The sequence below is a fragment of the Streptomyces sp. RLA012 genome (assembly GCF_056270325.1).
Window position 1 is genome coordinate 6,024,753 of sequence record NZ_JBWDPA010000002.1, and the last position, 25,490, is coordinate 6,050,242.

Annotated in this window: 22 protein-coding genes and 4 tRNA genes; 13 read left to right on the forward strand and 13 right to left on the reverse strand. The window is 70.0% G+C overall.

The window, feature by feature from the left end; all coding sequences use genetic code 11:
* The first annotated feature begins 308 nt into the window (after positions 1-308).
* The 3 genes from RV986_RS27600 (at position 309) to RV986_RS27610 (ending at position 5,131) form a co-directional block, all read left to right on the forward strand.
* Positions 309-2,324, forward strand: coding sequence for a M48 family metalloprotease (locus tag RV986_RS27600; RefSeq protein WP_475919965.1), 2,016 nt, complete (start codon positions 309-311; stop codon positions 2,322-2,324).
* A 230-nt stretch (positions 2,325-2,554) separates the two neighbouring features.
* The gene (locus RV986_RS27605) at positions 2,555-4,144 is read left to right on the forward strand and encodes a N,N-dimethylformamidase beta subunit family domain-containing protein (protein WP_475919966.1); all 1,590 of its coding nucleotides are present in this window, start codon (positions 2,555-2,557) and stop codon (positions 4,142-4,144) included.
* Between the two features lie 87 nt (positions 4,145-4,231).
* Positions 4,232-5,131: a phosphoribosylaminoimidazolesuccinocarboxamide synthase gene (locus RV986_RS27610; protein ID WP_475919967.1), complete on the forward strand. Its 900-nt coding sequence runs from the start codon at positions 4,232-4,234 to the stop codon at positions 5,129-5,131.
* A gap of 73 nt (positions 5,132-5,204) precedes the next feature.
* On the opposite strand, the gene RV986_RS27615 is transcribed toward RV986_RS27610, so the two are convergent.
* From RV986_RS27615 to RV986_RS27650, 8 genes are all read right to left on the reverse strand, one after another.
* Positions 5,205-5,277, reverse strand: a tRNA-Gly gene (locus RV986_RS27615).
* 22 nt (positions 5,278-5,299) lie between these two features.
* Positions 5,300-5,902, reverse strand: coding sequence for a response regulator (locus tag RV986_RS27620; protein ID WP_475924454.1), 603 nt, complete (start codon positions 5,900-5,902; stop codon positions 5,300-5,302).
* 98 nt (positions 5,903-6,000) lie between these two features.
* Positions 6,001-7,281 carry a sensor histidine kinase gene (locus tag RV986_RS27625; protein ID WP_475919968.1) on the reverse strand — a complete coding sequence of 427 codons (1,281 nt, stop codon included), beginning with the start codon at positions 7,279-7,281 and terminating at the stop codon, positions 6,001-6,003.
* Between the two features lie 20 nt (positions 7,282-7,301).
* Positions 7,302-8,114 carry an ABC transporter permease gene (locus RV986_RS27630; RefSeq protein WP_475924455.1) on the reverse strand — a complete coding sequence of 271 codons (813 nt, stop codon included), beginning with the start codon at positions 8,112-8,114 and terminating at the stop codon, positions 7,302-7,304.
* A gap of 98 nt (positions 8,115-8,212) precedes the next feature.
* Positions 8,213-9,238 (reverse strand): ABC transporter ATP-binding protein, encoded by a 1,026-nt coding sequence (locus RV986_RS27635; protein ID WP_475919969.1) that lies wholly within the window; start codon positions 9,236-9,238, stop codon positions 8,213-8,215.
* Positions 9,239-9,368: 130 nt separating this feature from the next.
* Positions 9,369-9,444: transfer RNA gene (locus RV986_RS27640), tRNA-Gly, on the reverse strand.
* Between the two features lie 79 nt (positions 9,445-9,523).
* Positions 9,524-9,595: transfer RNA gene (locus tag RV986_RS27645), tRNA-Gly, on the reverse strand.
* A 142-nt stretch (positions 9,596-9,737) separates the two neighbouring features.
* Positions 9,738-10,055 (reverse strand): histone-like nucleoid-structuring protein Lsr2, encoded by a 318-nt coding sequence (locus tag RV986_RS27650; protein WP_475919970.1) that lies wholly within the window; start codon positions 10,053-10,055, stop codon positions 9,738-9,740.
* 361 nt (positions 10,056-10,416) lie between these two features.
* Between RV986_RS27650 and purS the strand changes: the two genes are divergently transcribed.
* From purS to purL, 3 genes are read left to right on the forward strand one after another with little or no spacing between them, the layout of a single operon-like run.
* The gene (gene purS / locus RV986_RS27655; RefSeq protein WP_060898438.1) at positions 10,417-10,680 is read left to right on the forward strand and encodes a phosphoribosylformylglycinamidine synthase subunit PurS; all 264 of its coding nucleotides are present in this window, start codon (positions 10,417-10,419) and stop codon (positions 10,678-10,680) included.
* On the forward strand, positions 10,677-11,357 hold the full coding sequence (gene purQ, locus RV986_RS27660) for a phosphoribosylformylglycinamidine synthase subunit PurQ (protein WP_475919971.1): 681 nt from the start codon (positions 10,677-10,679) through the stop codon (positions 11,355-11,357). The genes purS and purQ overlap by 4 nt, the downstream gene beginning before the upstream one ends.
* A complete protein-coding gene (purL, locus tag RV986_RS27665) occupies positions 11,354-13,612 on the forward strand; it encodes a phosphoribosylformylglycinamidine synthase subunit PurL (RefSeq protein ID WP_475919972.1) in 2,259 nt (752 codons plus the stop codon). Before purQ ends, purL begins: the two co-directional genes overlap by 4 nt.
* Before the next feature lie 172 nt (positions 13,613-13,784).
* On the opposite strand, the gene RV986_RS27670 is transcribed toward purL, so the two are convergent.
* A complete protein-coding gene (locus RV986_RS27670; RefSeq protein ID WP_475919973.1) occupies positions 13,785-15,299 on the reverse strand; it encodes an MFS transporter in 1,515 nt (504 codons plus the stop codon).
* A gap of 79 nt (positions 15,300-15,378) precedes the next feature.
* Here RV986_RS27670 and RV986_RS27675 point away from each other — a divergent pair, with 79 nt between their 5' ends.
* From RV986_RS27675 to purM, 5 genes are all read left to right on the forward strand, one after another.
* Complete coding sequence (locus RV986_RS27675) at positions 15,379-16,017, forward strand: TetR/AcrR family transcriptional regulator (RefSeq protein WP_475919974.1); 639 nt, start codon at positions 15,379-15,381, stop codon at positions 16,015-16,017.
* 136 nt (positions 16,018-16,153) lie between these two features.
* Positions 16,154-16,948, forward strand: a complete 795-nt coding sequence (locus tag RV986_RS27680; protein WP_475919975.1) for a maleylpyruvate isomerase family mycothiol-dependent enzyme — start codon at positions 16,154-16,156, stop codon at positions 16,946-16,948.
* A gap of 73 nt (positions 16,949-17,021) precedes the next feature.
* Complete coding sequence (locus RV986_RS27685) at positions 17,022-17,813, forward strand: META domain-containing protein (protein WP_475919976.1); 792 nt, start codon at positions 17,022-17,024, stop codon at positions 17,811-17,813.
* 61 nt (positions 17,814-17,874) lie between these two features.
* Positions 17,875-19,401, forward strand: coding sequence for an amidophosphoribosyltransferase (gene purF, locus RV986_RS27690; protein ID WP_475919977.1), 1,527 nt, complete (start codon positions 17,875-17,877; stop codon positions 19,399-19,401).
* 43 nt (positions 19,402-19,444) lie between these two features.
* Positions 19,445-20,542: a phosphoribosylformylglycinamidine cyclo-ligase gene (gene purM / locus RV986_RS27695; RefSeq protein ID WP_475919978.1), complete on the forward strand. Its 1,098-nt coding sequence runs from the start codon at positions 19,445-19,447 to the stop codon at positions 20,540-20,542.
* Positions 20,543-20,713: 171 nt separating this feature from the next.
* Here the strand turns inward: purM and RV986_RS27700 are convergent, their stop codons facing one another.
* Together RV986_RS27700 and RV986_RS27705 are read right to left on the reverse strand one after the other, a co-directional pair.
* Positions 20,714-20,968 carry a DUF3073 domain-containing protein gene (locus RV986_RS27700; RefSeq protein WP_037615441.1) on the reverse strand — a complete coding sequence of 85 codons (255 nt, stop codon included), beginning with the start codon at positions 20,966-20,968 and terminating at the stop codon, positions 20,714-20,716.
* Between the two features lie 321 nt (positions 20,969-21,289).
* Complete coding sequence (locus RV986_RS27705; RefSeq protein ID WP_475919979.1) at positions 21,290-22,399, reverse strand: Leu/Phe/Val dehydrogenase; 1,110 nt, start codon at positions 22,397-22,399, stop codon at positions 21,290-21,292.
* A 246-nt stretch (positions 22,400-22,645) separates the two neighbouring features.
* Here RV986_RS27705 and RV986_RS27710 point away from each other — a divergent pair, with 246 nt between their 5' ends.
* Positions 22,646-23,494, forward strand: a complete 849-nt coding sequence (locus RV986_RS27710) for a DUF8083 family protein (protein WP_475919980.1) — start codon at positions 22,646-22,648, stop codon at positions 23,492-23,494.
* Between the two features lie 603 nt (positions 23,495-24,097).
* A complete protein-coding gene (gene bldC, locus RV986_RS27715; protein WP_003949541.1) occupies positions 24,098-24,304 on the forward strand; it encodes a developmental transcriptional regulator BldC in 207 nt (68 codons plus the stop codon).
* Positions 24,305-24,760: 456 nt separating this feature from the next.
* Here the strand turns inward: bldC and RV986_RS27720 are convergent, their stop codons facing one another.
* Both RV986_RS27720 and RV986_RS27725 read right to left on the reverse strand, forming a co-directional pair.
* The gene (locus tag RV986_RS27720; RefSeq protein WP_475919981.1) at positions 24,761-24,967 is read right to left on the reverse strand and encodes a DUF6274 family protein; all 207 of its coding nucleotides are present in this window, start codon (positions 24,965-24,967) and stop codon (positions 24,761-24,763) included.
* A gap of 356 nt (positions 24,968-25,323) precedes the next feature.
* Positions 25,324-25,398, reverse strand: a tRNA-Asp gene (locus RV986_RS27725).
* Positions 25,399-25,490 lie beyond the last annotated feature (92 nt).

Here is a 25,490-nt window from a genome sequence, read left to right on the forward strand (position 1 = left end):
ATGGACCTCCGCCCCTTCCCGCTGTACCGCCGGGCCCCGGATTCTGTACGGAATCCGGGGCCTGATCCTTGCCCACGGTCATCCACCTTTCCCCAAAGCCATTCCATCGAGTGAGCGATGCCCCATCCGGCTGACGGAGGCCGAGGCCCCAACTAGGGTGCGGCGAAAGCGTTCCGGCACTTGGCCCACCGGCATTGCGATGTCAGTGGCGGGTGCCACAGTGGGGGAGTGAGCAACGCCAGGGCATCCGTCGGTACGGGCTGTGAGACAGCTCGCGCCCGGCGGACCATAGGGGGTGACGTTCGGTCGTGACCGGTATGGGTGTGGAGGTGGGCGCGCAGGCAGCGCGTTCCCGGGCGCTCGCCGTGCTGCGCATCCGCGGCAGGGCGCTGGCCGTCGCCCTGCTGCCCGCGGCCGTCGCCGTCGTGCTGCTCGTCGGCGGCTCCACCGGTCACATCACCGGCGGAGGCTGGCCCGTCACCCGCTGGATCATGACGGTCCTCGCCGTTCTCGTCCTCCTCTCGGCCGCGGGCATCGCCCTCGTCGTCGCCCGCGCCCGCCCGGCCATGAGCCCCACGGTCCCGATCGCGGAGGAATCGGCCCCCGACCTCTACCGCATGGTCCGGGACCTGGCCGACCGCCTCGACGTACCGCCCCCCTCGGCCATAGCGCTCACCCCGGACTGCGACAGCTGGCTGGAGGACCGCACCCATCCGGCGCACGGCCCGCCACCGCGCGAGGACAGGGACGAAATAGCGGGTGTACGAGGCCTGCGCGGCGTACGAGGGGTGTCCGGGCGTTCCCGCCGGGCCCCGGCGGCTCCCGTCCTCGTCATCGGCTCGCCCTTCCTGTGGTGGATGCGGGTCGGGGAACTGCGCGCGGTCCTCGCCCCGGTCGTCGCCGGTACGGGACCCTCGGCCCACTCCGACATAGCCGCGGCCCGCCGTTTCGTACGAGGCCTGGACGCGGCCGTGGCCGTGACCTCGGCGCCCAGCCGTGGCCCACTGGTCCGCACGGTTCTCGCCGGTGTCGGCTGGGTGACCCGCCTGCTGCTGCGCAGCTGCCGGGGCCACGCGGCCGAAATGGAACGGGGGGTGGCGGCCGCCGCGGCGGAGCGTGCACAGGCTGTGGATTACGGTCTGCGGATCGTCGCGCAGGAACAGGTCGGCCTGGCCTACGCGGGCTGGGACCGTCTCCTGACCCGCGTCGCACTGCCCGCCTGGCGGATGGGCCGCTGGCCGTCCCGGCTGGACGCGGGCGTCGTCGCGGCCCTCACCGAGCTGTCGCGCCGCGACCGGCTGGCCGAGGGATTCGCCTCCCGCCTCGGTGAGCGCCCCGCCTGCGACCTGCTCGAAGAGCCCGGCACGGTGGACGAGGCCGCCTCGCTCCTCGCCGCCCGGCTCTTCCACGGAGGGCCCGCCGAGTCCGGGCCCGACTGGGCTCCGGTGGACTGGCAGGAGTATCCGGACGAGGTCGTCGACCGGAAATGGCGCACCGACGCGGCCCGGTTGCACCGGGTGCTGGACGCGCTGGGTGTCCGTCACTCCACGGACCCCGCGGCGCCCGGCCACCACGACGGTCCCACGCTGGCGCGCGTGGTGGACCATCTGACGGCGCCGCCCACCGGCACCGCGGTGCCCGCCCCGGACGCCCCGGACGCCGTGGACGCCGTGAATTCAGGCCTGACCGAGGACCAGGATCTGTACCAGGGCCAGGGCCAGGGCCAGGACCAGGAGGACCAAGGTCAGGTCCAGATCCGGATCCAGGCCGACGACACGGCCACAGGCACAGACACGGCCACAGGCACAGACACGGCCACAGGCACAGACACGGCTACAGACACGGGCACGGCCACAGACACGGAAGCGGATGCGGATGCCGACGACGGTGACGGTGACCTCGCCCTCGGAAATGAGCGGACGGCGGCGCTCGCCGCCGGCCTCACCGCGGAGCTGGCCCGTGAGGAGGCGGCCGCGCCGGCCGTGGCCTCCGGGCCGGGCGGGGGCGCGGAGCCGGCCGGGCCCGACCGGGCGTTCTGGGACGACGGGATGCTGCCCCTCTTTCCGCTGCAGCCGCCGCGCACGGGGCGCGAGCTGCTGGCCGACCATGTCACCGCGATGGTCTGCTGCGCGGCGATGGACACCGCCGGGGCGGCGCCGGGGCTCGACTGGCTCGACGGTCCTTCCCTCCTCGTCGGCGGTGAGCGCGCCGCCGATCTGGGGCCCCGTGTCCTGACCCTCGTCGAGGAGGGCGACCCCGCTCCGCTCCGGGACTGGCTCCTCCACCTGGGCGTCCGCCCCGAAAAACCGGTCCGCCTGGTCTGAACACACCATCGACACACCCCTTCCTCGTTCTCGAACGCCGGACCCCCTGGTTCGGAACGGGACGGGCAAGGCCGGCGGAGGATCGCATTCCGTTCACGTCAATTCACGACGAACGGTGACGGAGTGCGTGCGTAATGTGATGTGCTGGGACCGATCGCGCGCAGGACAGAGGATCGCGCAAGTGCAGAGGCAATACGGAACCGACGGGGGCACGAGGGAGGGGAACAGACATGGGGTCGGAGCAGATCCGCCGCTGGGAGTCAGGCGCACTCGCGCACGCCGTGACGGACCCCTTCGGCCAGGGCCCTGTCCCCTGGCTCCGGGGCGACGAGCAGTACTTCGACGACACCGGCCACGTCGTCCCCTGGTACACCGACCACATCGACCACATCGACCATGTCGACCAGGCCGACCGAACCGGGAGAGCAGACCGGGCAGACCGGGCAGATCGAGCGGACCGGGTCGGAGACGCCCGCGGCGACGCCCAGCGGCAGGGCTCCCGCAGACCCCCCGTCCCCCGCCCCCGAGCCGGCGGCCCCCGCCCGGCGGACGACGTGCGCCGCCAGATCAAGGGCTTCGCCTCCAACGGCGCCGCGGCCCCGGGCGAGGCCATCGACTTCCACGTCACCGTCGACCCGCCCCAGGAATTCAGCGTCGACATCTACCGCATCGGGCACTACGGAGGCGACGGCGCCAGCAAGATCACCACCAGCCCCCGCCTCTCCGGCATCGTCCAGCCCCCGCCGCTCACCGCCGACCGGACCGTCTCCTGCCATCACTGGTGGCTCTCCTGGCGTCTGCAGATCCCGAGCTACTGGAACATCGGCGCGTATGTGGCCGTACTGACCACCGCCGACGGCTACCGCTCCCACGTCCCCTTCACGGTCCGCGACAACCACCCGGCGGACCTGCTGCTTCTGCTGCCGGACATCACGTGGCAGGCGTACAACCTCTACCCGGAGGACGGCCACACCGGCGCCAGCCTCTACCACGCCTGGGACGAGAACGGCCGCCTGCTCGGTGAGTCCGACGCCGCGACGACGGTCTCCTTCGACCGCCCGTACGCGGGTGCGGGCCTCCCCCTGCACGTCGGCCACGCCTACGACTTCATCCGCTGGGCCGAGCGCTACGGCTACGACCTCGCCTACGCCGACGCCCGCGATCTGCACGCCGGCCGCGTCGACCCCACCCGCTACCGCGGCCTGGTGTTCCCGGGCCACGACGAGTACTGGTCGACGACCATGCGCCGCACCGTGGAACTCGCCCGCGAAAGCGGCACCTCCCTGGTCTTCCTCTCCGCCAACACCATGTACTGGCAGGTGGAGTTGGGCCCGTCCCCGTCCGGCGTCGCCGACCGCCTGCTGACCTGCCGCAAGCGCCGAGGTCCCGGACGGCCGGCGCTGTGGCGCGAGATCGACCGCCCCGAGCAGCAGCTCATCGGCATCCAGTACGCGGGAAGGGTCCCGGAGCCCCACCCCATGGTCGTACGCAACGCGGACCACTGGCTGTGGGACGCCACCGGCGCGCACGAGGGCGACGAACTCGACGGCATGGTCGCGGGCGAGGCCGACCGCTACTTCCCCCGCGCCCCGCTGCCGGAGCACCAGGGCCGTATCCTCCTCGCCCACTCCCCGTACCGGGACAGCGAGGGCACCGTCCGTCACCAGGAGACCTCCCTCTACCGTGCCCCCTCCGGCGCCCTGGTCTTCGCATCCGGGACGTTCGCCTGGTCCCCGGCCCTGGACCGACCCGGCCACGTCGACGCCCGAGTGCAGCGCGCCACGGCCAACCTCCTCGACCGCATCTGCAAACGCGACTGAGAGAGCACACCAAGCACACCCCTGGCCGACGCCGCTCTCCGGATACGGGAGAATCGAGCCACTTGGACAGAACCACGGGGAGGAACCATGTCCGGATTCGTCGAAAAGCCCGAGCCCCTCCAGGTCCCGGGTCTGGTGCATCTGCACACCGGCAAGGTGCGCGACCTGTACCAGAACGAGGCGGGCGACCTCGTGATGATCGCCAGTGACCGCCTGTCCGCCTACGACTGGGTGCTGCCCACCGAGATCCCCGACAAGGGCCGGGTACTCACCCAGCTCTCGCTGTGGTGGTTCGACAAGCTCGCCGACCTGGTCCCCAACCACGTCCTGAGCACCGAACTCCCGCCGGGTGCCCCCGCCGACTGGGCCGGCCGCACCCTGATCTGCAAGTCCCTGCGGATGGTCCCGGTCGAGTGCGTCGCGCGCGGCTACCTCACCGGCTCGGGCCTCGTCGAGTACGACGAGTCCCGTACGGTCTGCGGCCTCGCCCTCCCCGAGGGCCTTGCCGACGGCTCGGAACTCCCCGCGCCGATCTTCACCCCCGCCACCAAGGCCGCGGTCGGCGAGCACGACGAGAACGTCTCCTACGAGGAGGTCGCCCGCCAGGTCGGCGCCGACACCGCGGCCGAACTGCGCCAGACGACCCTCGCCGTCTACCGCCGTGCCCGCGACATCGCGCGCGAGCGCGGGATCCTCCTCGCGGACACCAAGTTCGAGTTCGGCTACGAGGGCGAGACGCTCGTCCTCGCCGACGAGGTGCTCACCCCGGACTCCTCCCGCTTCTGGCCCGCCGACGCGTGGGAGCCGGGCCACCCCCAGCCGTCCTTCGACAAGCAGTTCGTCCGCGACTGGCTGACCTCCCCCGAGTCGGGCTGGGACCGCAGGAGCGAGCAGCCGCCGCCCGCGCTGCCGGCGCACGTCGTGGAGGCGACCAGCGCCAAGTACATCGAGGCGTACGAGCGCCTGACCGGCACCAGCTGGAGCTGAGGACGCGAAGGAGCACACGGAGAAATACACGAAGAAGCCCCCGACCCTGAAGGGCCGGGGGCTTCTTTCTCTGAGCGGACGACCAGGTTCGAACTGGCGACCTCAACCTTGGCAAGGTTGCGCTCTACCAACTGAGCTACGTCCGCATGCGCTGTGGTGCGAGGACAACTATACCCAACCTCGCTCCCGTGCGAGACGCACCGCCGCGTGACGGTTCTCCGCCCCGAGCTTCGAGGCGGCCGACGAAAGATAGTTGCGTACCGTCCCCTGGGACAGCGCCGCCCGCTCGGCGATCTCCGCGACGGGCGCCCCGTCGGCGGCGAACTCAAGCACCTCCGCCTCCCGCGCGGTCAGCGGCGAGTCCCCGGCGGAGATCGCGTCGGCGGCCAACTCCGGATCCACATAACGGTTTCCCGCATGCACCGTACGAATGATCTCCGCGAGCCGCTGTGCGCTGACCGTCTTCGGGACGAACCCGCGCACACCCGCCGCAAGCGCCCGCTTCAGATGCCCCGGCCGCCCATGACTCGTCACGATCAGCACCTGACAGTCGGGCAGTTCGGCCCGCAGAGATGTGGCCACCCTCACACCGTCCGCCCCCGGCATCTGCAGATCCAGCACCGCGACCTCGGGCGCGTGCGCCCGCGCCATCGCCAATGCCTCGGGCCCGGTCGCCGCCTGCGCGACCACCACGAGATCGTCCTCCAGCGCCAGCAGCGCGGCGAGCGCTCCTCGGATCAGATGCTCGTCGTCGGCGAGCAACAGTCGGATGGGCGACACGGAAGGCGGTACGGAAGGCGGTACGGAAGGCGGTACGGAAGGCGGTACGGAAGGCGGTACGGAGGACGGTGGGGAGGGCGGTACGGATGTCACGGGGTGACCTCGCTCACGACACGCGGGACAGGAGACTTCAGGACCCCCGGCTCCGGGGGCGGCGCCGGTTCCGGGCCGGCCGGCGGCAGCGGCACATCGGCGGTCAGCCGGAACAGCCCGCCCTCGGCCGGCCCGGCCCGCAGCACCCCGTCCACCTCCCTCATCCGCTCCCGCAGCCCCGCGAGCCCGGACCCCCGCCCCTGGGCGGCTCCGGGCGCCCCGTCGTTCTCGACCGTGAGGGTCACCCGGCCCTCCGCCACCCGCAGGGACACCGTGCATTTCCCGGCGTCCCCGTGCCGCAGCACATTCGTCGTCGCCTCCCGTACGACCCAGCCGAGGGCCGACTGGATCGACGCGGGCAGCCCGGTCGCCGCGCCGCTGACCTCGCAGTCGATGCCCGCGGCCGCCAACACGCCCTGGGCGCCCGCGAGTTCCGTGCCCAGGTCGGCCTCGCGGTAGCCGCGTACGACCTCCCGGACCTCCCGCTGCGACTCCCGCGCTATCCGCTGGACCTCGGTCATCTGGTCCACGGCCTCCGGCCGCCCGCGCCGCGACAGCTGTACGGCGAGCTCGCTCTTCAGGGCGATCACCGCCAGATTCCGCCCCATCACATCGTGCAGATCGCGCCCGAAGCGCAGCCGCTCCTCGGCGACGGCGAGCCGGGCCCGGGTCTCGCGGGCCTCGTCCAGTTCGTAGACGGCGTTCAGCAGCCAGACGGAGAAGGCAGAGGTGAAGGTGAGGAACCCTGTGGTGATCACCACCACGCCCGCGGTGACGAGGCTGGCGGGCGCCGGAACGCCCACCAAGAAGGCCACGGCGCCGGCGCCCAGGGCGGTGCCGAGCACGCCGTAGACCAGGCGTCGCGTCTCGCGCACCGCGAGTGCGAGCGTGCCGGTCCCGAACGACAGGACGCCGACGAACACCGTGCCCGCCGCCGCCTCGTTGTCCGCGCCGTGCGCGCCGTGCAGCGCGATCACCAGGCTCACGACGGCGAACACCGCGGTGGCGGTCGCCAGCGCCCAGAGCAGCCGTACCGGCAGGGGGCGGTGGCCGCGGGTCGCGTCCAGAGTCCGCGAGGCGGTCACCCCGCTGAGCGCGGCGTGCGCGCTCACCAGCAGGACCAGGATCCAGTTCACCGGTACGGGCACATACCCGAAGGCCGGAAGCGCGAAGGTGGCGATCTCGATGAACGGGAAGGTGTGGAACGACCACCGTGTGTACGTCTCGACCTTCGCCGGTGTGCTCTTCCCGCGCCACCAGCCGCTTCGACCGCTCATGCCCACCTCCGCGTCCCTGGTCACCGTCGCGGCTCCCAGCGGAACCACCGTCGTACAGCAAACACCGCGAGCACGATCCAGGCCATCGCCGTCCCGAGGGCGCCCAGGGCGTCGTGTGCGGAGAGGTCGCCGGTCCAGCCGCCGCGAATCAGGGTGATCACCGGGGTCAGGGGGAGCAGTTCGCAGGCCGAGGCGAGCCGGTCGGGCATGAATTCGAGGGGGACGAAGGTGCCGGAGCCGAGCAGCGACACCAGTATCAGGGGCATGGCGGCGACCTGGGCGCCCTCCACGCTCTTGCTGAAGTTCGCGGTGACCGCCGCGAGCGGGGGCCACATCGCCAGGCCCAACAGCAGTCCCAGCACGGCGAGGTGGGGTGCCCGGGGCGCTCCGACGTCCAGCAGCGCGGCGCACGCGATGGTCAGGACCAGGCACTGCGCCAGGCCGATCGCGACCGAGGGCAGCGCGGCGCCGGCGAGGATCTCCACGTCCCGCAGTTCCCCGGTGCGCAGCCGTTTGAGGACGAGCTCCTCGCGGCGGGCCGCGTACACGCTCACCAGCGAGCTGTAGACCGCGAAGAGGAGCGAGAAGCCCACGGAGGACGGCAGGATCACCGAGCCGACCGAGAGCCCGGTGTCCTTCAGGTCCATCTGGTCGACCGTTCCGCGGAGGCTGAACGGCAAGGTCAGCGGCACGAGCACGGCGGCGGCGAGGGTCGCTTTCGTGCGGCCCAGCAGAGTCAGCTCGGCACGCGCCAGAGCGACCATGCGCCCCACGGCCGTGGTCACACCGGCACCGGCGCCCGCACCCGCCCGCGAGCCTGAGCCCGAGCCCATATCCGCCCCCGTGCCTACCCCCGCCCCCGAGCCCGCACCCACCTCCGAGCCCTTGCCCTTCTCCATCCCCGCATCCCCGCCAACCGGCACTGTCGTGCTCATGCCGCCACCTCCCCTTCCTGTTCCCCCGCACCCACGCCCCGGTCGCCCCCGCGGGCCTCGCGGGCCCCGCCCCGATCCGCCGCGTCCCGCGCAATCCGCAGGAACGCCTCCTCCAGTGACGCCGACCGCACATCAAGCCCCCGCAGCTCGACCCGCTGGTCCCGGGCCCATATCAGCAGTCCGGTGGCGGTCCGCTGGAGTTCGTCGGTGCGCAGCCTGACCAGGCGGCCCGCCGTCTGGTGGTCGGTCACGCCGAGTCCGGGGAGCGGGGGCAGGTCTCCGAGGAGAAAGCCGTCGGGCAGTTCGAAGGAGATCCGGGACGGCTGGGACGCGGTCACCTCGGCCGGGGTGCCGGCGGCGGCGATATGTCCTTCGTGCAGGATCGCGAGCCGGTCGGCCAGTTCCTCCGCCTCTTCCAGGTAGTGCGTGGTCAGCAGCACGGTCGTACCGCCGTCGCGCAGCTCTCGTACCAACTCCCAGGTGCTCCGGCGTCCTTCGGCGTCCAGACCGGTCGTCGGCTCGTCGAGGAAGAGGACTTCGGGGCGGCCGAGGAGCGCGAGGGCCAGGTCCAGGCGCCGCTTCTCGCCTCCGGACAACTGCTTGACCCGTACCCCGGACCGCCGGGTGAGCCCGACCATGTCCAGGGCCTCGGTGGTCGGCCGGGCGCCGCTCGTGCAGCCCGCCCACATCCGTACGGTCTCGGCGACCGTCAGCTCGGAGGGGAAGCCGCCCTCCTGCAGCATCACGCCGATCCGGGGCCGGACGGCCGCGCGCTCCTCGTACGGATCGTGCCCGAGGACCCGTACCCGACCGCCGGCCGGAGGGGCGAGGCCCTCAAGCAGCTCGACGGTGGAGGTCTTGCCCGCGCCGTTCGTTCCCAGCAGCGCGAAGAGCTCACCGCGGCCCACGGAGAAGGTGATTCCGCGCACGGCCTCGAAATCTCCGCCGACTCCCCGGTCTCCCCCGTACACGCGCCGCAGATCAGTGACCTCAATCACGTCATCTTGCTCGTTCGTGTTCATGAAATCAGCGTCACCGCGGACGGGGCCCGACAGCAGTGCGCGGTGTCATCAGTCCGCATGACAAATGTCAGGGGACACTCGTGTGCGCACACGAGAAAGACCCCGGTCGATGACCGGGGTCTTTGCTTGCTGGAGCGGACGACGAGGCTCGAACTCGCGACCTCAACCTTGGCAAGGTTGCGCTCTACCAACTGAGCTACGTCCGCATTGCTCCCGACCAGCTTTCACCGGTCGGTGCGAGCACCACCCTACCTGATCCACAAAAGTGAACGGTAAGGGCTGCAGAGCGGGTGACAGGAATTGCACACTGCGCCTTCCCCCTGGAAGGGGGATGTTCTGCTACTGAACTACACCCGCGTGACTCCTTGGGGTTCGTCCTTTCGGCCTTGCCCCTCGGCGTGCTCCAGACTCTAGCTGATCAGCGGGGGGTCAGCGCAAGTCGGCTGTTCCCAAGGCCCGATGGCGGGTCCTCGCGGGCGTCCCGGGAGGACCCGCGGGCTCAGTGCGCCTCGGCGAACGCCTCGTAGACCTTCTTGGGGATGCGCCCGCGTGGCGGCACCTCCAGCTTGTTGGAGCGGGCCCAGGCGCGGACGGCGGCCGGGTCGGGGGTCAACGCGGTGTGCGTGTAGGCCTTCCCGGACTTCGCCTGCTTGCGGCCGGCCTCGACGAACGGTGCGAGTGCCTTACGCAGTTTCTTGGCATTGGCAGGATTGAGGTCGATCTCGTACGACTTGCCGTCGAGTCCGAAGGCGATCGTTTCCGCCGCTTCCGACCCGTCGATGTCGTCAAAGAGAGTGACCACGACACGCTGAGCCACGAATATCGGTCCCTTCGTGCGGCACCTCTGCGATCACACCCCATGACGTGCGTGGACGTCACGGAGTTGTCGGGGAGATGCCGACTGTCCGGCTGTTATTGGGCAAAGTATCGGCTATTGCCAATTCCTTTGTACAGTGCCAGGCATTGCATTGTGAAGCCCGACTAAAACCTTCCGCGTGTCCGAAGGTAATGGTGTCCAGCCGCTCTTCCGCGATTTTTCCCAGGATTTTCCGTGGGAGCCCCCGCGTCGATGCGGGATCGTGATCGGGCTCACGTAGGATTCTACGAATCTACGCGAGTAGAAATTTTGTGCGGGTAGTCTGAAGCGACCTGCTCAGCACCACACACCGGGAGTGCCAGTGGCACGCGTCGTAGTCGACGTCATGCTCAAGCCGGAGATCCTCGACCCCCAGGGCCAGGCGGTGCAGCGTGCACTGCCGCGTCTCGGTTTCGACGGTGTCTCCGACGTACGTCAGGGAAAGCGATTCGAACTGGAAGTGGACGGACCGGTGGACGACGCCGCGCTCGCCCGCATCCATGAACTGGCGGAATCCTTCCTCGCCAACACCGTGATCGAGGACTTCACCGTCAAGGTCGAGGAAGTCGCGGAGGCAGGAAAGTGACTGCTCGTATTGGAGTCGTCACCTTTCCGGGCAGCCTCGACGACCGGGACACGCAGCGTGCGATCAGGCTCGCCGGTGCCGAACCCGTCGCTCTCTGGCACAAGGACAAGGACCTCAAGCAGGTCGACGCCGTGGTGCTGCCCGGCGGTTTCTCGTACGGCGACTATCTCCGGGCCGGTGCCATCTCGCGCTTCTCGCCCGTGATGGAGACCGTGATCGAGCAGGCGAAGTCCGGAATGCCGGTCCTCGGGATCTGCAACGGCTTCCAGATCCTCACCGAGGCGCACCTCCTCCCCGGCGCGATGCTCGGCAACAACCACCTCCACTTCATCTGCCGCGACCAGAAGCTGCGGGTGGAGAACGCGGAGACCTCCTGGACGGCCGACTACGAGTCCGGCCAGGAGATCCACATCCCGCTGAAGAACATGGACGGGCGGTACGTCGCCGACGAGCGCACCCTGGACATGCTGGAGGCGGAGGGCCGGGTCGTCTTCCGGTACGTGGACTTCAATCCCAACGGCAGCCTTCGGGACATCGCCGGGATCACGAACGAGGCCGGGAACGTGGTCGGCCTCATGCCGCACCCCGAGCACGCCGTGGAGCCCCTGGTCGGCACCGGCCGCACCGACGGCCTCCCCTTCTTCACCTCGATCCTCAAGAAGCTGGTCAACGCATGAGCCGCACGCCTCTGGACACGGTCGAGAACGCGGCCGCGACCCCCGACGTCGAGCTGCCCTGGGCCGAACTGGGCCTGAAGAAGGACGAGTACGAGCGGGTCGTGGAGATCCTCGGCCGCCGCCCGACCGGCGCCGAACTCGCCATGTACTCCGTCATGTGGTCCGAGCACTGCAGTTACAAGTCCTCGAAGGTGCACCTGCGCCAGTTCGGCGAGAAGGCCCCGCAGTCCGACGCCCTCCTCGTCGGTATCGGCGAGAACGCCGGAGTCGTCGACGTCGGCCAGGGCTACGCCGTCACCTTCAAGGTCGAGTCGCACAACCACCCGTCGTACGTCGAGCCCTACCAGGGCGCGGCCACCGGTGTCGGCGGCATCGTGCGCGACATCATCGCGATGGGTGCCAGGCCGGTCGCGGTCGTGGACCCGCTGCGCTTCGGCGCGGCCGACCACCCCGACACCAAGCGCGTCCTGCCGGGCGTCGTCGCGGGCATCGGCGGCTACGGCAACTGCCTGGGCCTGCCCAACATCGGCGGCGAGGTCGTCTTCGACGCCTGCTACCAGGGCAACCCCCTCGTCAACGCCGGTGCCATCGGCGTCATGAAGCACGAGGACATCCACCTCGCGAAGGCCTCCGGCGCCGGCAACAAGGTCGTCCTCTACGGGGCCCGCACGGGCGGCGACGGCATCGGCGGCGCATCCATCCTGGCCTCCGAGACCTTCGACGACGCCAAGCCGTCGAAGCGCCCCGCGGTCCAGGTCGGCGACCCCTTCCAGGAGAAGCTCCTCATCGAGTGCACCCTGGAGGCCTTCAAGGAGAAGCTGGTCGTCGGCATCCAGGACCTCGGCGCGGCCGGTCTGTCCTGCGCCACCTCGGAGCTCGCCTCGAACGGCTCCGGCGGTATGCGCGTGACCCTGGACGACGTACCCCTGCGGGACTCGACTCTCTCTCCCGAGGAAATCCTCATGAGCGAGTCGCAGGAACGCATGTGCGCGGTCGTCGAGCCGGAGAAGGTCGACCGGTTCCTGGAGATCTGCGACAAGTGGGACGTCATCGCCACCGTCATCGGTGAGGTCACCGACGGCGACCGCCTGGAGATCTACTGGCACGGTGGCAAGATCGTCGACGTCGACCCGCGTACGGTCGCGCACGACGGCCCGGTCTACGAGCGCCCCTACGCCCGCCCCGAGTGGCAGGACGCCCTCCAGGCCGACGACGCGAACAAGCTGCCGCGCCCGGCGACGAGCGAGGAGCTCAAGGACCAGGTCCTCAAGCTGGTGAGCTCGCCCAACCAGGCCTCCAAGTCCTGGATCACCTCCCAGTACGACCACTTCGTGCAGGGCAACACGGTGCTGGCGCAGCCCGAGGACTCGGGCATGATCCGCATCGACGAGGAGACCGGACTCGGCGTCGCCATCGCCACGGACGGCAACGGCCGGTACGCCAAGCTGGACCCGTACGCCGGCGCACAGCTCGCGCTGTCCGAGGCCTACCGCAATGTCGCGACGACCGGTGCCAAGCCGCTCGCCGTCTCCGACTGCCTGAACTTCGGCTCCCCCGAGGACCCGGCCGTCATGTGGCAGTTCGCCGAGGCCGTCCGCGGTCTCGCCGACGCCTGCCAGCAGCTGGGCACCCCGGTGACCGGCGGCAACGTCTCGCTCTACAACCAGACGGGCGAGGTCGCCATCCACCCGACCCCGGTCGTGGCCGTGCTGGGCGTCATCGACGACGTCGCCCGCCGCACGCCGGTGGCCTTCCAGGAAGAGGGCCAGCTCCTCTACCTGCTCGGCGACACCCGCGAGGAGTTCGGCGGTTCGGCCTGGTCGCAGGTCGTCCACGACCACCTCGGCGGTCTGCCCCCGAAGGTCGACCTGGAGCGCGAACGCCTCCTCGCCGAGATCCTCATCTCCGCCTCCCGCGACGGCATGATCGACTCGGCGCACGACCTGTCCGACGGCGGTCTGATCCAGGCCGTGGTCGAGTCGGCGCTGCTCGGTGGCAAGGGCGCACGGCTGGTCGTGCCCGACGGCCTCGACGCCTTCACCTTCCTGTTCTCGGAGTCGGCGGGCCGCGCGGTCGTCGCCGTCCCGCGCTCGGAGGAGCTCCGCTTCAACGACATGTGCGGCGCGCGGGGTCTGCCCGTCACCCGCGTCGGCGTCGTGGACGGGACGGCGGTCGAGGTCCAGGGCGAGTTCGCGCTCCCGCTGGACGAGCTGCGCACGGCCCACGAGGGCACGATCCCGGCGCTGCTCGCGTAGGCGGTCGTAGGACGCCGATGGCCCCGCCCGTTTCGACGGATGCTGTTGGCGAATCCGGTTGGCCGTGCCGGCTCCCCAGCATGTGTGCCGGAAGTCGTGAGCACTAAACCGGTTTAGTGCTCACGACTTCCGCAGCGGATGGCCCCGCCCGTTTCGACGGGCGGGGCCATCGTCATGCCGGGACGGGTTCGGTCTCCCGGGGCGGGGTCCCGGTGCCCCTGGTGTCACCGGCCTTGGGCAGCCTCAGCGCGAGGAGTGCGGCGAGGGTCATCAGTCCGGCCCCTCCCCAGAACACGATCCGGGTCGCGTCGACGAAGGCGTGGACGCCGTCCGTACGGGCCGCTCCGGTCAGCCGGGCGAGCGCGGTGATGTCGCCGCCGGGGCCGTGGGCGGCGTACAGGCGGGCCAGGACGCTGCCGAAGACGGCGGTGCCCAGCGCGTTGCCCAGGGTCTGGAAGAAGCGGATGGACGTGGTGGCCACACCGAGCTGATGGCGCGGCGCGGAGTCCTGGACGAGCAGGATCAGCTGGCCGACGAGCTGGCCGAACCCGGCGCCGGCCAGCAGGAGTTCGCCGCGGATCAGCCACAGCGAGGTGTCCGGGCCGGTCGTGGTGGCGAGGAGGGCGAAGGCGAGCGCGGCGGTCGCCGTGCCGCTGACGGTGAAGGTCCGCGCCGACCAGCCACGTGCGGTGAGCGGGCCGGTGAGCAGACCGGCCGCCGCCAGGCCGACCGCCATCGGGACCAGGTAGAGGCCCGCCGAGGAACTGGCGATGCCGCGCGCGATCTGCAGATAGACCAGTACGTAGTAGATGGCGCACATCATCGCGCCGCCCAGGATCGCCTGCACGGCGAAGCCCACCCGCAGTTCACGGACCCGGAAGAGGGAGAGCGGGAGCACCGGTTCGGGTGCCCGTACCTGCCGCCACAGGAAGAGGGCGAGGGTCACGGCGGCCGCGAGGGCCAGGCCGAGGACTTCCGGGGACGTCCACGCGTACTTCTTGCCGCCCCAGTCCGTCATCAGGAGCAGTGCGCTGGAGAACGCGGCGGCGAGCCCGGCGCCCAGGTAGTCCAGCGGGCGGCGCACCTGGTGTTCGGGGTGCTCGGGGAGTTCGGGGAGCTTCAGGGCGAAGGCGGCGGTGGCGAGTACCGCGAGGCCGATCGGCAGGTTGACGTAGAAGATCCAGCGCCAGTCGGCGTGGTCGGCCAGCAGCCCGCCGATCCAGGGGCCGACCGCCAGGGCGCCGCCGGCGACGAGTCCGCCGGCGTTGGTGCCTCCGCCGGAGCCGTCGCCTCGCCCCGCGGGCCCTTTGAGCTGAGCGATCACCACCATGGTGATGCTCATCAGCCCGCCGCCCCCGAGGCCCTGCAGCGCGCGGGCCGCGATGAGCTGGTCCATCGACCGGGCGGCGCCGCACAGCGCGGAGCCGAGCAGGAAGGTGGCGATCGCGCCGGTGAAGACACGCCGCGCGCCGAGGACGTCGCAGAGCTTGCCGTACAGCGGGAGCATCGCCGCCGAGGCGAGCGCGTAGGCGCTGACCAGCCACGGGATCTTGTCGATGCCGTGGTCGGGATCGAGGTCGCGGACGATCGGGACGGTGGCCGCGGACACGATCTGCAGGTCCAGCAGAGCCAGCACGATCGTGACGAGGCAGACGAGGAAGCCGATTCTGCGCTGGGTCTCGGTCATGGGCATCACCATGGGCCAGAAGTGTGTACCAAGTCAATCTTTCATCCGGGATTAAATTTGGCCTTGGTACAGTGACCGCATGGCTGAGGTGATGGGGCTGCGCGAGCGCAAGAAGCAGCAGACCGCGAGGCGGATCTACCGGACCGCGGTCGCGCTCTTCGTCGAGCGCGGCTTCGACAACGTCTCCGTGCAGGAGGTCGCCGATGCCGCCGAGGTCTCCAAGATGACCGTCTTCAACTACTTCGGCACCAAGGAGGACCTGGTCTTCCGCCCCGTGGAGGAGCACTTCGGCGACGCGGCCCGCGCCGTGCGCGAGCGGGGGTCGGGCGAGTCCGCGGTGTCGGCCGTGCGCCGGCACTTCCTGGAGATGGTCGAGAACCGCGACCCCTCGGTCGGCCTGCACAGCGAGCCGTTCGCCCGCCAGGTGCGCGGGCTCGTCATGGAGACCCCGGTGCTGATGGAACGCGCCTTCCTCGCCGCCCAGAAGGGCACCCGGGACCTGGCCGCCGCCCTCGCCGAGGAGACCGGCGACCTGACCCTCGCCACCATCGCCGCCGCCACGCTCAGCGCCGCCCGCAACGCCCTGGTCGAGGAGCACCACCGCCGGGTCGACGCCGGCGAGAGCGTGGAGTCCGTCGCCGCCGACGCGCCCCGGCTCGCCGAGCGGGCCTTCGCGCTGGTGGAACAGGGACTCGGGGACTACGCGCGCAAAGCGTGACGTTCCCGCACCGGGCCTCGCCGAGACTGCCGTGCCCACTGCCGTGCTCACTGCCGTGCTCACTGCCGTGCTCACTGCCGTGCTCACCGCCGACCACCTCGCCGACCGGCTGCCCCGCGCCGACTAGGCTCGGCGCATGCCGCCGGCCAGGAAACGCGCCCGTACCTATGACCCCGCCAAGATCCGCGTGGCCGTGCTCGCGCAGTTCGGGAATGTGCGGGAGGGCGTCTACAACCTGACCGAGGAGCAGTTGGCGCGGCCCACGGACCTCGGGGACTGGAGCGTGCGGGAGCTGGCCGCGCACATCACCATGGCCGTCGAGACCGTCAGCCGGAACCTCGACCGGCCGGAGCCCGGCACGAAGGAACTCGCGCTGCTCGACTGGCCGTTCGCGACGGCGGACCGCGCCGAGGACATCGCCGACGGCACCCGCGAACTCGCCGCCGACAACCCCGACCTCGACGCGCTCTACGCCCGCACCGGGAAGCGGCTCATCGGGCGCCTCCTCACGGCCTCCGACGACCGGCTGCTCGCCGCCCGCACCGGCGCCATGACCCTCGCCGACTACCTCGTCACCCGTACCGTCGAACTCGTCGTCCACACCGACGACCTGAACCGGGCCGCCGGAACCGACATCCCCTTTAACCGCCACGCCCTCGCCGCCTGCACCCGGCTGCTCGCCGACGCCCTCGCCGTGAAGGCGCCCGGCGCGTCGACGGAGGTGCGGATCCCGCCGTACGCCGTCGTGCAGTGCGTCGAGGGGCCCCGGCACACCCGAGGCACCCCGCCGAACGTCGTCGAGACCGACCCGCTGACCTGGATCCGGCTCGCGACAGGGCGTACGGAGTGGAGGGCCGCACTGGACGAGGCCAAGGTCAGCGCGAGCGGGGAACGGGCCGACCTCGGCGGACTGCTGCCCCTGATGGGCTGAGGCGCCCGGATTCGGGCCGAGGCCGCCAGGGCCTGGAGGGAACCGGCCACCCCACCCGTCCCGTCACACCGTCATGGACAAGCAGCGACTGACCCTCAGCGTCCTGACCCTGCTTCCGCTCGCCGTGGCCTGCGGCACCGAGACGGCGGGGAGCGGCTCCGCCGGGACGGCCTCGTCACCGGTGACCGGCGTCCACTGGACCGTCGACAGCCTCACCGTGGACGGACGGACCCGGCAGGCACCCGACAGCGCGTATCTGCGGATCGGCGAGGACGGCCGGGTCAGCGGCAACCTCGGCTGCAACGGCTTCGGTACGACCGCCACCCTCAAGGGGGACCGCGTCGACTTCGGAGAGATCCAGATGACCGACATGGGCTGCCAGAAGGACCCGATGACCTTCGAGGAGAGCCTGACCCGTGCCTTCGTCGACGACACCTTCACCACGAAGGTCGAGGGCGACAAGCTGACGCTCACCACCGCCGACGGCGACCGCGTCCGTCTCACCGAGGAGAAGGACGCGCCCCTGTACGGCACGGAGTGGACCATCACGTCGCTCGGCAACGCGGACGTGTCCCAGTCACTCCCGCAGGGAGCCGAGGCCCACTTCACCCTGGACGAGAAGAACGGCACCCTCTCCGGGCGCCTCGGCTGCAACCAGGTGTCCGCGAAGGCCACCGTCGGCGACGGACATATCACCCTCGGCACCGCCAGGACCACCCGGATGATGTGCGACCGCTCACTCATGGACACCGAGAGGACCCTGCTGCGCCTCTTCGGCGGCACGGTCGCATACGAGTTGGATCATCGCTCCTTCGTGCTGACCAGCGCAAACGGAACGACCGTCGGTGCGGTGGCCGACAAGTGATCCGTTAGAGTCCCGTATCCCCAATTCGGACCAGTGGTCGATCTCGCCTACACTCGGTGGCGTGCCACGTGGTGACGGTCGACTCAATCATGATCTGCTCCCCGGTGAGAAAGGCCCCCAGGACGCTTGTGGCGTCTTCGGTGTCTGGGCTCCGGGCGAAGAGGTCGCCAAGCTCACTTACTTCGGGCTCTACGCCCTCCAGCATCGAGGCCAGGAATCCGCGGGTATCGCGGTCAGCAACGGCTCCCAGATCCTCGTCTTCAAGGACATGGGCCTCGTGTCCCAGGTCTTCGACGAGACCTCGCTCGGTTCGCTCCAGGGTCACATCGCGGTCGGTCACGCCCGCTACTCGACCACTGGCGCCTCCGTGTGGGAGAACGCCCAGCCGACGTTCCGTGCCACCGCGCACGGCTCCATCGCGCTCGGCCACAACGGCAACCTCGTCAACACGGCGCAGCTCGCCGAGATGGTCGCCGACCTCCCCAAGCAGGACGGCCGCACCACCCGGGTGGCCGCCACCAACGACACCGACCTCCTCACGGCCCTGCTCGCGGCCCAGGTCGACGACGACGGCAAGCCGCTGACCATAGAAGAGGCATCCGCCAAGATCCTCCCGCAGGTCAAGGGCGCCTTCAGCCTCGTCTTCATGGACGAGCACACCCTGTACGCGGCCCGCGACCCGCAGGGCATCCGCCCGCTGGTCCTCGGCCGCCTGGAGCGCGGCTGGGTCGTCGCCTCCGAGTCCGCCGCCCTCGACATCTGCGGCGCCGCCTACGTCCGGGAGATCGAGCCGGGCGAGTTCGTCGCCATCGACGAGAACGGCCTGCGCACCTCGCGATTCGCGGAAGCGAAGCCCAAGGGCTGTATCTTCGAGTACGTCTATCTGGCCCGCCCCGACACGGACATCGCCGGTCGGAACGTGTATCTCTCGCGTGTCGAGATGGGCCGCAAGCTGGCCAAGGAAGCCCCTGTAGAGGCCGATCTGGTCATAGCGACTCCGGAGTCCGGGACGCCCGCCGCGATCGGTTACGCCGAGGCCAGCGGGATTCCGTTCGGCGCCGGACTGGTCAAGAACGCCTATGTCGGGCGGACCTTCATCCAGCCCTCGCAGACCATCCGCCAGCTCGGCATCCGCCTGAAGCTGAACCCCTTGAAGGAAGTCATCAAGGGCAAGCGCCTGGTCGTCGTCGACGACTCGATCGTGCGCGGAAACACCCAGCGGGCCCTGGTCCGGATGCTCCGTGAGGCGGGCGCGGCGGAGGTCCACATCCGGATCTCCTCGCCGCCCGTGAAGTGGCCCTGCTTCTTCGGCATCGACTTCGCGACCCGCGCCGAGCTGATCGCCAACGGCATGACCATCGAGGAGATCGGCACCTCGCTCGGCGCCGACTCCCTCTCGTACATCTCCCTCGACGGCATGATCGAGGCGACCACCATCGCCAAGCCGGACCTGTGCCGCGCCTGCTTCGACGGCGAGTACCCGATGGAGCTCCCGGACCCCGAGCTGCTCGGCAAGCAGCTCCTGGAGACCGAGCTGGCCGCGGGTCCCGCCGCCACGGCCGCGGCCGACGCCATCCGTCGCCCGTAAGCGCCGCAGAGCCCCGTATCACCAACCCGAAAGATCCCAGGCAATGTCTGCTGTGTCCGATCAGGGGACCCCGTCCCCGGGCAGTACCGGTGCTTCCTACGCGGCTGCCGGCGTCGACATCGAAGCGGGCGACCGCGCCGTGGAGCTGATGAAGGAGTGGGTGAAGAAGACGCAGCGCCCCGAGGTCCTCGGCGGCCTCGGCGGTTTCGCCGGCCTCTTCGACGCCTCCGCCCTCAAGCGCTACGAGCGCCCGCTGCTCGCCTCCGCGACGGACGGGGTGGGCACCAAGGTCGACCTCGCCCGGCAGCTCGGCGTGTACGACACCATCGGCCACGACCTGGTCGCGATGGTCATGGACGACATCGTGGTGTGCGGCGCCGAGCCGCTCTTCATGACCGACTACATCTGCGTCGGCAAGGTCCACCCGGAGCGCGTGGCGGCCATCGTGAAGGGCATCGCCGAAGGCTGTGTGCTCGCGGGTTGCGCCCTGGTGGGCGGCGAGACGGCCGAACACCCGGGCCTGCTCGGTCCGGACGACTTCGACGTCGCGGGCGCCGGTACGGGTGTGGTCGAGGCCGACCGGCTGCTGGGCGCGGATCGTATCCGTAAGGGTGACGCGGTGATCGCCATGGCGGCCTCCGGTCTTCACTCGAACGGGTACTCCCTCGTCCGGCACGTCCTCTTCGAGCGGGCGAAGCTGAGCCTGGACCAGCAGGTCGAGGAGTTCGGCCGCACGCTCGGCGAGGAGCTCCTGGAGCCCACCAAGATCTACTCGCTGGACTGCCTGGCGCTCACCCGGACCACCGAGGTGCACGCCTACTCGCACATCACCGGCGGCGGCCTCGCGGCCAACCTGGCCCGGGTGATCCCGGACGGGCTGCACGCGATCGTCGACCGCGAGACCTGGACGCCGGCGCCGGTCTTCGACCTCGTCGGCAGGACGGGCCACGTCGAGCGCCTGGAGCTGGAGAAGACGCTGAACATGGGCGTCGGCATGATCGCGATCGTCCCCGAGGAATCGGCGGACGTGGCGCTGGCCACCCTCGCGGACCGCGGCGTGGACGCCTGGATCGCCGGTGAGATCACCGAGCGCGGCGAGCACGCGACGGGCGCGGCCCTGATCGGCGACTACGCGAACTGAGGCACCCGGGGGCCACGCGGCCCCCGGCGCCCTCGGGACAGCACGAAACCCGGTCCGGCGCTGAGGCCCCGGACCGGGTGAAGTGCGGTTGCTACGAGAAATCCGCCAACTGAGATCTGCTCACCGCTACTGCTACGAGAGATCGCGGAAACTGCGAGGGACGCTGGTGCGTCAAGCGCCGCGACGTTGAGACTGCGGACCGGACTGGTCGTCCTCGTCCTCATCGTCGTCGTTGTAGAGATCCGCGTACTGGGCGTACGGGTCGTCTTCCTCGTCGTCGTCCTCGAACGGCTCGCCATTCGGCGGCTGGCTCGAAGTCGAAGCGCCCAGCTCATTGGCCAGACGCGAGAGGTCAGTCCCGCCGCTGCTGTACTTCAGCTGGCGGGCGACCTTCGTCTGCTTGGCCTTTGCCCGGCCGCGCCCCATGGCTCGACCCCCTCGGATACGGGGCTCGGTGGCCCCAGAGTCTTGACACGCGTTCATGATCTGGAACGGGCTCTCCGTGGAGAGACCGGTCCGTAGGGCTTCCACGGTACCTGAGCCCGCGCCCATACGGTACGTCGCCCGCAGGACGCGCCTACGCCCAGAACCCGCGAGGTGCCCTGTCCTCGCTGGTCAACCGCGATTTTAACCTCTTCTTGGCGGACGACCCGCCGACGGGAGTGAGAGTTCTCTCCAAGTGTCCCCTCGGCGGGTCCCTGACAAGCATCGAGACACCTACGGAATGTGCCGGAATGGAAGGTTCCGCTATCCCCGGCGGCGCGCCTCCGCCATCCGCTGCTCGGCGATCCGGTCGGCCGCGGCGGCCGGCGGAATCCCGTCCTCCTTCGCACGTGCGAATATGGCCAGCGTGGTGTCGAAGATCTTCGCGGCCTTCGCCCTGCACCGGTCGAAGTCGAAACCGTGCAGTTCGTCGGCGACCTGGATGACCCCGCCCGCGTTCACGACGTAGTCCGGCGCGTACAGGATCCCGCGGTCCGCGAGGTCCTTCTCGACGCCCGGGTGCGCCAGCTGGTTGTTGGCGGCGCCGCACACGATCCGCGCGGTGAGCACCGGCACGGACGCGTCGTTCAGCGCCCCGCCCAGCGCGCAGGGGGCGTAGATGTCGATCCCCCCGGAGGGATGGTCGCCCCGGATCAGCGCCTCGGTGTCCGCGACCGCCGTGACACCGGTCGGGTGCCGGTCCAGGATCCGCCGTACGGACTCGTCCCGTACGTCCGTGATCACGACCTCGGCGCCGTCCTCGCGCAGATGGTCCACGAGGTGGTGGCCCACCTTGCCGACCCCTGCGACGCCGACCCTGCGGCCGCGCAGCGTCGGGTCGCCCCACAGGTGCTGAGCGCTCGCCCGCATGCCCTGGAAGACCCCGAAGGCGGTCAGCACCGAGGAGTCGCCGGCGCCGCCGTTCTCGGGCGAGCGGCCCGTCGTCCAGCGGCACTCGCGCGCCACGACGTCCATGTCGGCGACGTAGGTGCCGACGTCGCACGCGGTGACGTAGCGACCGCCGAGCGAGGCCACGAACCGGCCGTAGGCGAGGAGCAGCGCCTCGCTCTTGATCTGCTCGGGGTCCCCGATGATCACGGCCTTGCCGCCGCCGTGGTCGAGACCGGCCATGGCGTTCTTGTACGACATCCCGCGGGAGAGGTTCAGCGCGTCGGCGACGGCCTCCTGCTCGCTCGCGTACGGGTAGAAGCGCGTACCGCCGAGGGCGGGGCCCAGGGCGGTGGAGTGGATGGCGATGACGGCCTTGAGGCCGGTGGCCCGGTCCTGGCAGAGCACGACTTGCTCATGACCGCCCTGGTCCGAGTGGAACAGGGTGTGCAGTACATCAGCAGGCGCGCCGGTTACGTCGGTCACGGTGGTGACTCCCAGGTAAGTAGCGGCGGTTGGAGACGGTGCCCGTGCGGATGGCGGGCTTCCGTGGGCACGAGATTAGAGCCTGCGCCCGGTCACCATCGGCGCAGTGTTCAGGATCACCCCCTCCCGGAGTACGTTTCCGCATGACCGTGGGACGATTTGCAGTGGTTTCCCGGTTGTTCGTGAGCCGGTCGAGCGGGTTTCCGGCCCGGGTTTCGCGTCCGATCCGTTGGGGAGGGAGCAGGGGTGCCCAAGGTGTCCTCGGTGATCGTCCCGTACGCGTCCTATCTGCGCGTGTACGAACCGCTGGCCGCCTTTCCGGAGCCGGAGCGCGGCCACTGGGCGCGTTACGCCCGGCGTGCCGAGCGCCCCTCCTACCAGGACGAACTGCGACGCTCCCTGGCCGATCTGCTGCCCACCCCGCCGATCCCGGTGCCGGTGCACGAGAGCAGCGACGCGTTCGTCCTGAGCGTCGACGGCGTGCTCTGCGTCTGCCCCTGGCGCACCCGGCTGCGCGGCTGGCAGGCGCTGGGCGAGCTGGCCGAGGAACTGCCGGCGTCGGTCCTGGACGCGGTCCTGCCGCCGCTCGTGCGCCGCCAGGCGGCCCTGGACTACGAGCGCTGGCTGGTGCGCAACCCCGACGCCCGCCCGTGGATCCGCAGCTCCACCTGGCAGGTCCCGCTGAACTGGTTCGTGCTCGTCTCCGACGAGGAGCGGCAGTACGAGAAGGGGGCGGACGGCGACGGAGTGGCACCGGTGCTGCGCTACCGGACGCCGATGGTGCAGGCGCGGCGGCGGACGGCACGGGCCCTGAAGACGCTCAAGGAGACCCTGGACGACGGGCCGCTCATCGACGGCCTGGTGGACGTGGGGCGCTGGCTGGAGGAATTCCATCCGCGCTCGCTGGTCGAGCTGGACTACGGCGGGCTCGTGCACACCCTGCCGGTCGGGCATCTGGAGGACGACCACTCGGCGGCGGACGTGGCCGCGGGCATCGAGGCGCTGCGCAACGGGGACGGGGCCGCGGCGGGCGAGGCCTACGGGCGGCTCGTGGAGCGCTGGCGGACGGTGCGGGACCGGCGCTCGGCGAACTGACGCCGGGACGCGGGAGACGTCTGGGGCGTTTGGGGCATGTGACCTGGATCTCACCTGTTGGCCTCGAACTCGCGTATGGTCCTCGCACGCTGAAGAACCCTCATGCCGGGAGATCAACCCTCACTGCGGGAGATCACCCCGCACGGCGGGACGTAGGTCCCGATCCGGTCTTTTGCGTCGACGGTGTGTCAAGCGTGACGGATGGCACTTACCTGGCTCTTGCATCGCTCGCCCCTCCTCGTGCCAAAATAGGACAAGGACCCCGGGGGAAGGGTCTATCCGCCCGCTTTTTGGGGGGAATCTCTGCATTGCACGCTATGGGGGGTCTGGTGACTCCTGATCGTCCTGTGACTGATCGTCACAGTGGCGTGACTGTCCGCTATGGCATGGTCCATCGGCTTCCGTCGCTGATGAACACCTGGGAGGGCAATTCCATCGGTTTGGCCGACGCGGCTGGACGGATGGTGTAGTTGTAGTGCCGAGGACAAGCCGTTCGTCCTATAACCGACTCGACTCGCGTCCGCCATTTCGGGCAACGCGGGTCAAGGTGCAGAATTTAGAGGAAAGAACCGAGAAGGTTCGGTTCTCCCGAGGAGGCCGCTCATGACCGCTCGCACCCCTGATGCCGAGCCGCTGCTGACCCCGGCTGAGGTCGCCACGATGTTCCGCGTCGACCCCAAGACGGTCACGCGGTGGGCGAAGGCCGGCAAGCTTACGTCCATCCGCACGCTCGGCGGGCACCGCCGCTATCGCGAGGCTGAGGTCCGCGCACTACTCGCGGGTATTCCGCAGCAGCGCAGCGAGGCCTGAACAACTGCATAACCGGACAATTCGGTAGGTCCCCCAACCCGCCGAGGCGTCCGAACCACAGCTCCAAGCGACGCGGGTCCTGCCCCAACAGGGCTCACGCCCGACCCAGTTACACATGCGACAAGGGTGCGTCGTCGATCGCGCTGGACTCCGCCGGGTCCAGCGCGATTTTTTTTATGCCCCGCTCGGCTGTTGAACGGCTGTCGAATGACGGTCGAGCGGCTCTCCGGGAGCTCTCGGGGAGCTGTCGGCGAGGGGTGTGAGGTGGGTCTGTGAGCGGGCTTGTCAGAGTCTGGGGAGGGGTGTCGGATCTCCTGTGGAAGCCTTCGGGGACTGGTGCAATTGCACATATTAAATTGACCAGTTGTAGGTGGGGTGTAAGTTCCGCCGTTCTGAAAACTTATGCGGTGACACCCGTCACATGCCAGAGTCCTTGTTGCCTCTGGCACCTCTGCGCTAAAGGAGTTGGGGCGGTTGTGCCTCGGAGGGGGTTTCGTCCTCGACGGCCGGCTCGTCCTCCTCGCCGTGCGGAGCGGGTTCCATGGCCAGTCTCAGAAGCTGGCGACAGATCGGGCAGTGCCGCGTCAGATGGCGGTAGCCGGAGGCGGCCGACAGATGGGCGCGAAGCAGAGCGCGCGTCTCGTGCCGAGCGGACGCCGCCATGGACCACCTCCAGGGGGTCGAGTGCCCTGGCTTCTGGGGTACCCGCGGAAGGCGGCCCGCGTCAAGGTGCGGGAGCTCCGCCCGTGGGGCCAGGAGCGGTGTCCGGCCGTGCGCGGGAGGGCTCGTGGGGCGGCTGTATGGGCGTGGGGCGCGCGGGGGCGTGTGGAGGGGGCGTACGCGTCCCTGGAGTCCGTATGCGGGCCCGACGGCTGGGCCCGCGACTGGGCCCGACGACTGTGCCTGTCGGCTGGGCCTGCGATGCGTGCGGTCGGCCGTACTCGCGAGGTGCGCGGAACGCGCATGCGAAAGAGCCCGGGTCCGAAGACCCGGGCTCTTTCATCTGCTGCTGTCTACTGCGGTCCTGACGGGATTTGAACCCGCGGCCTCCACCTTGACAGGGTGGCGAGCACTCCAAACTGCTCCACAGGACCAGGTTTCGCAGTCACTTTCTTGCGTTGTGCTGCGAGAAGAGACTGTACAGGAGGGTGAGCCCCGGGTCGAACTCACCCACCGTGCAGGCCTC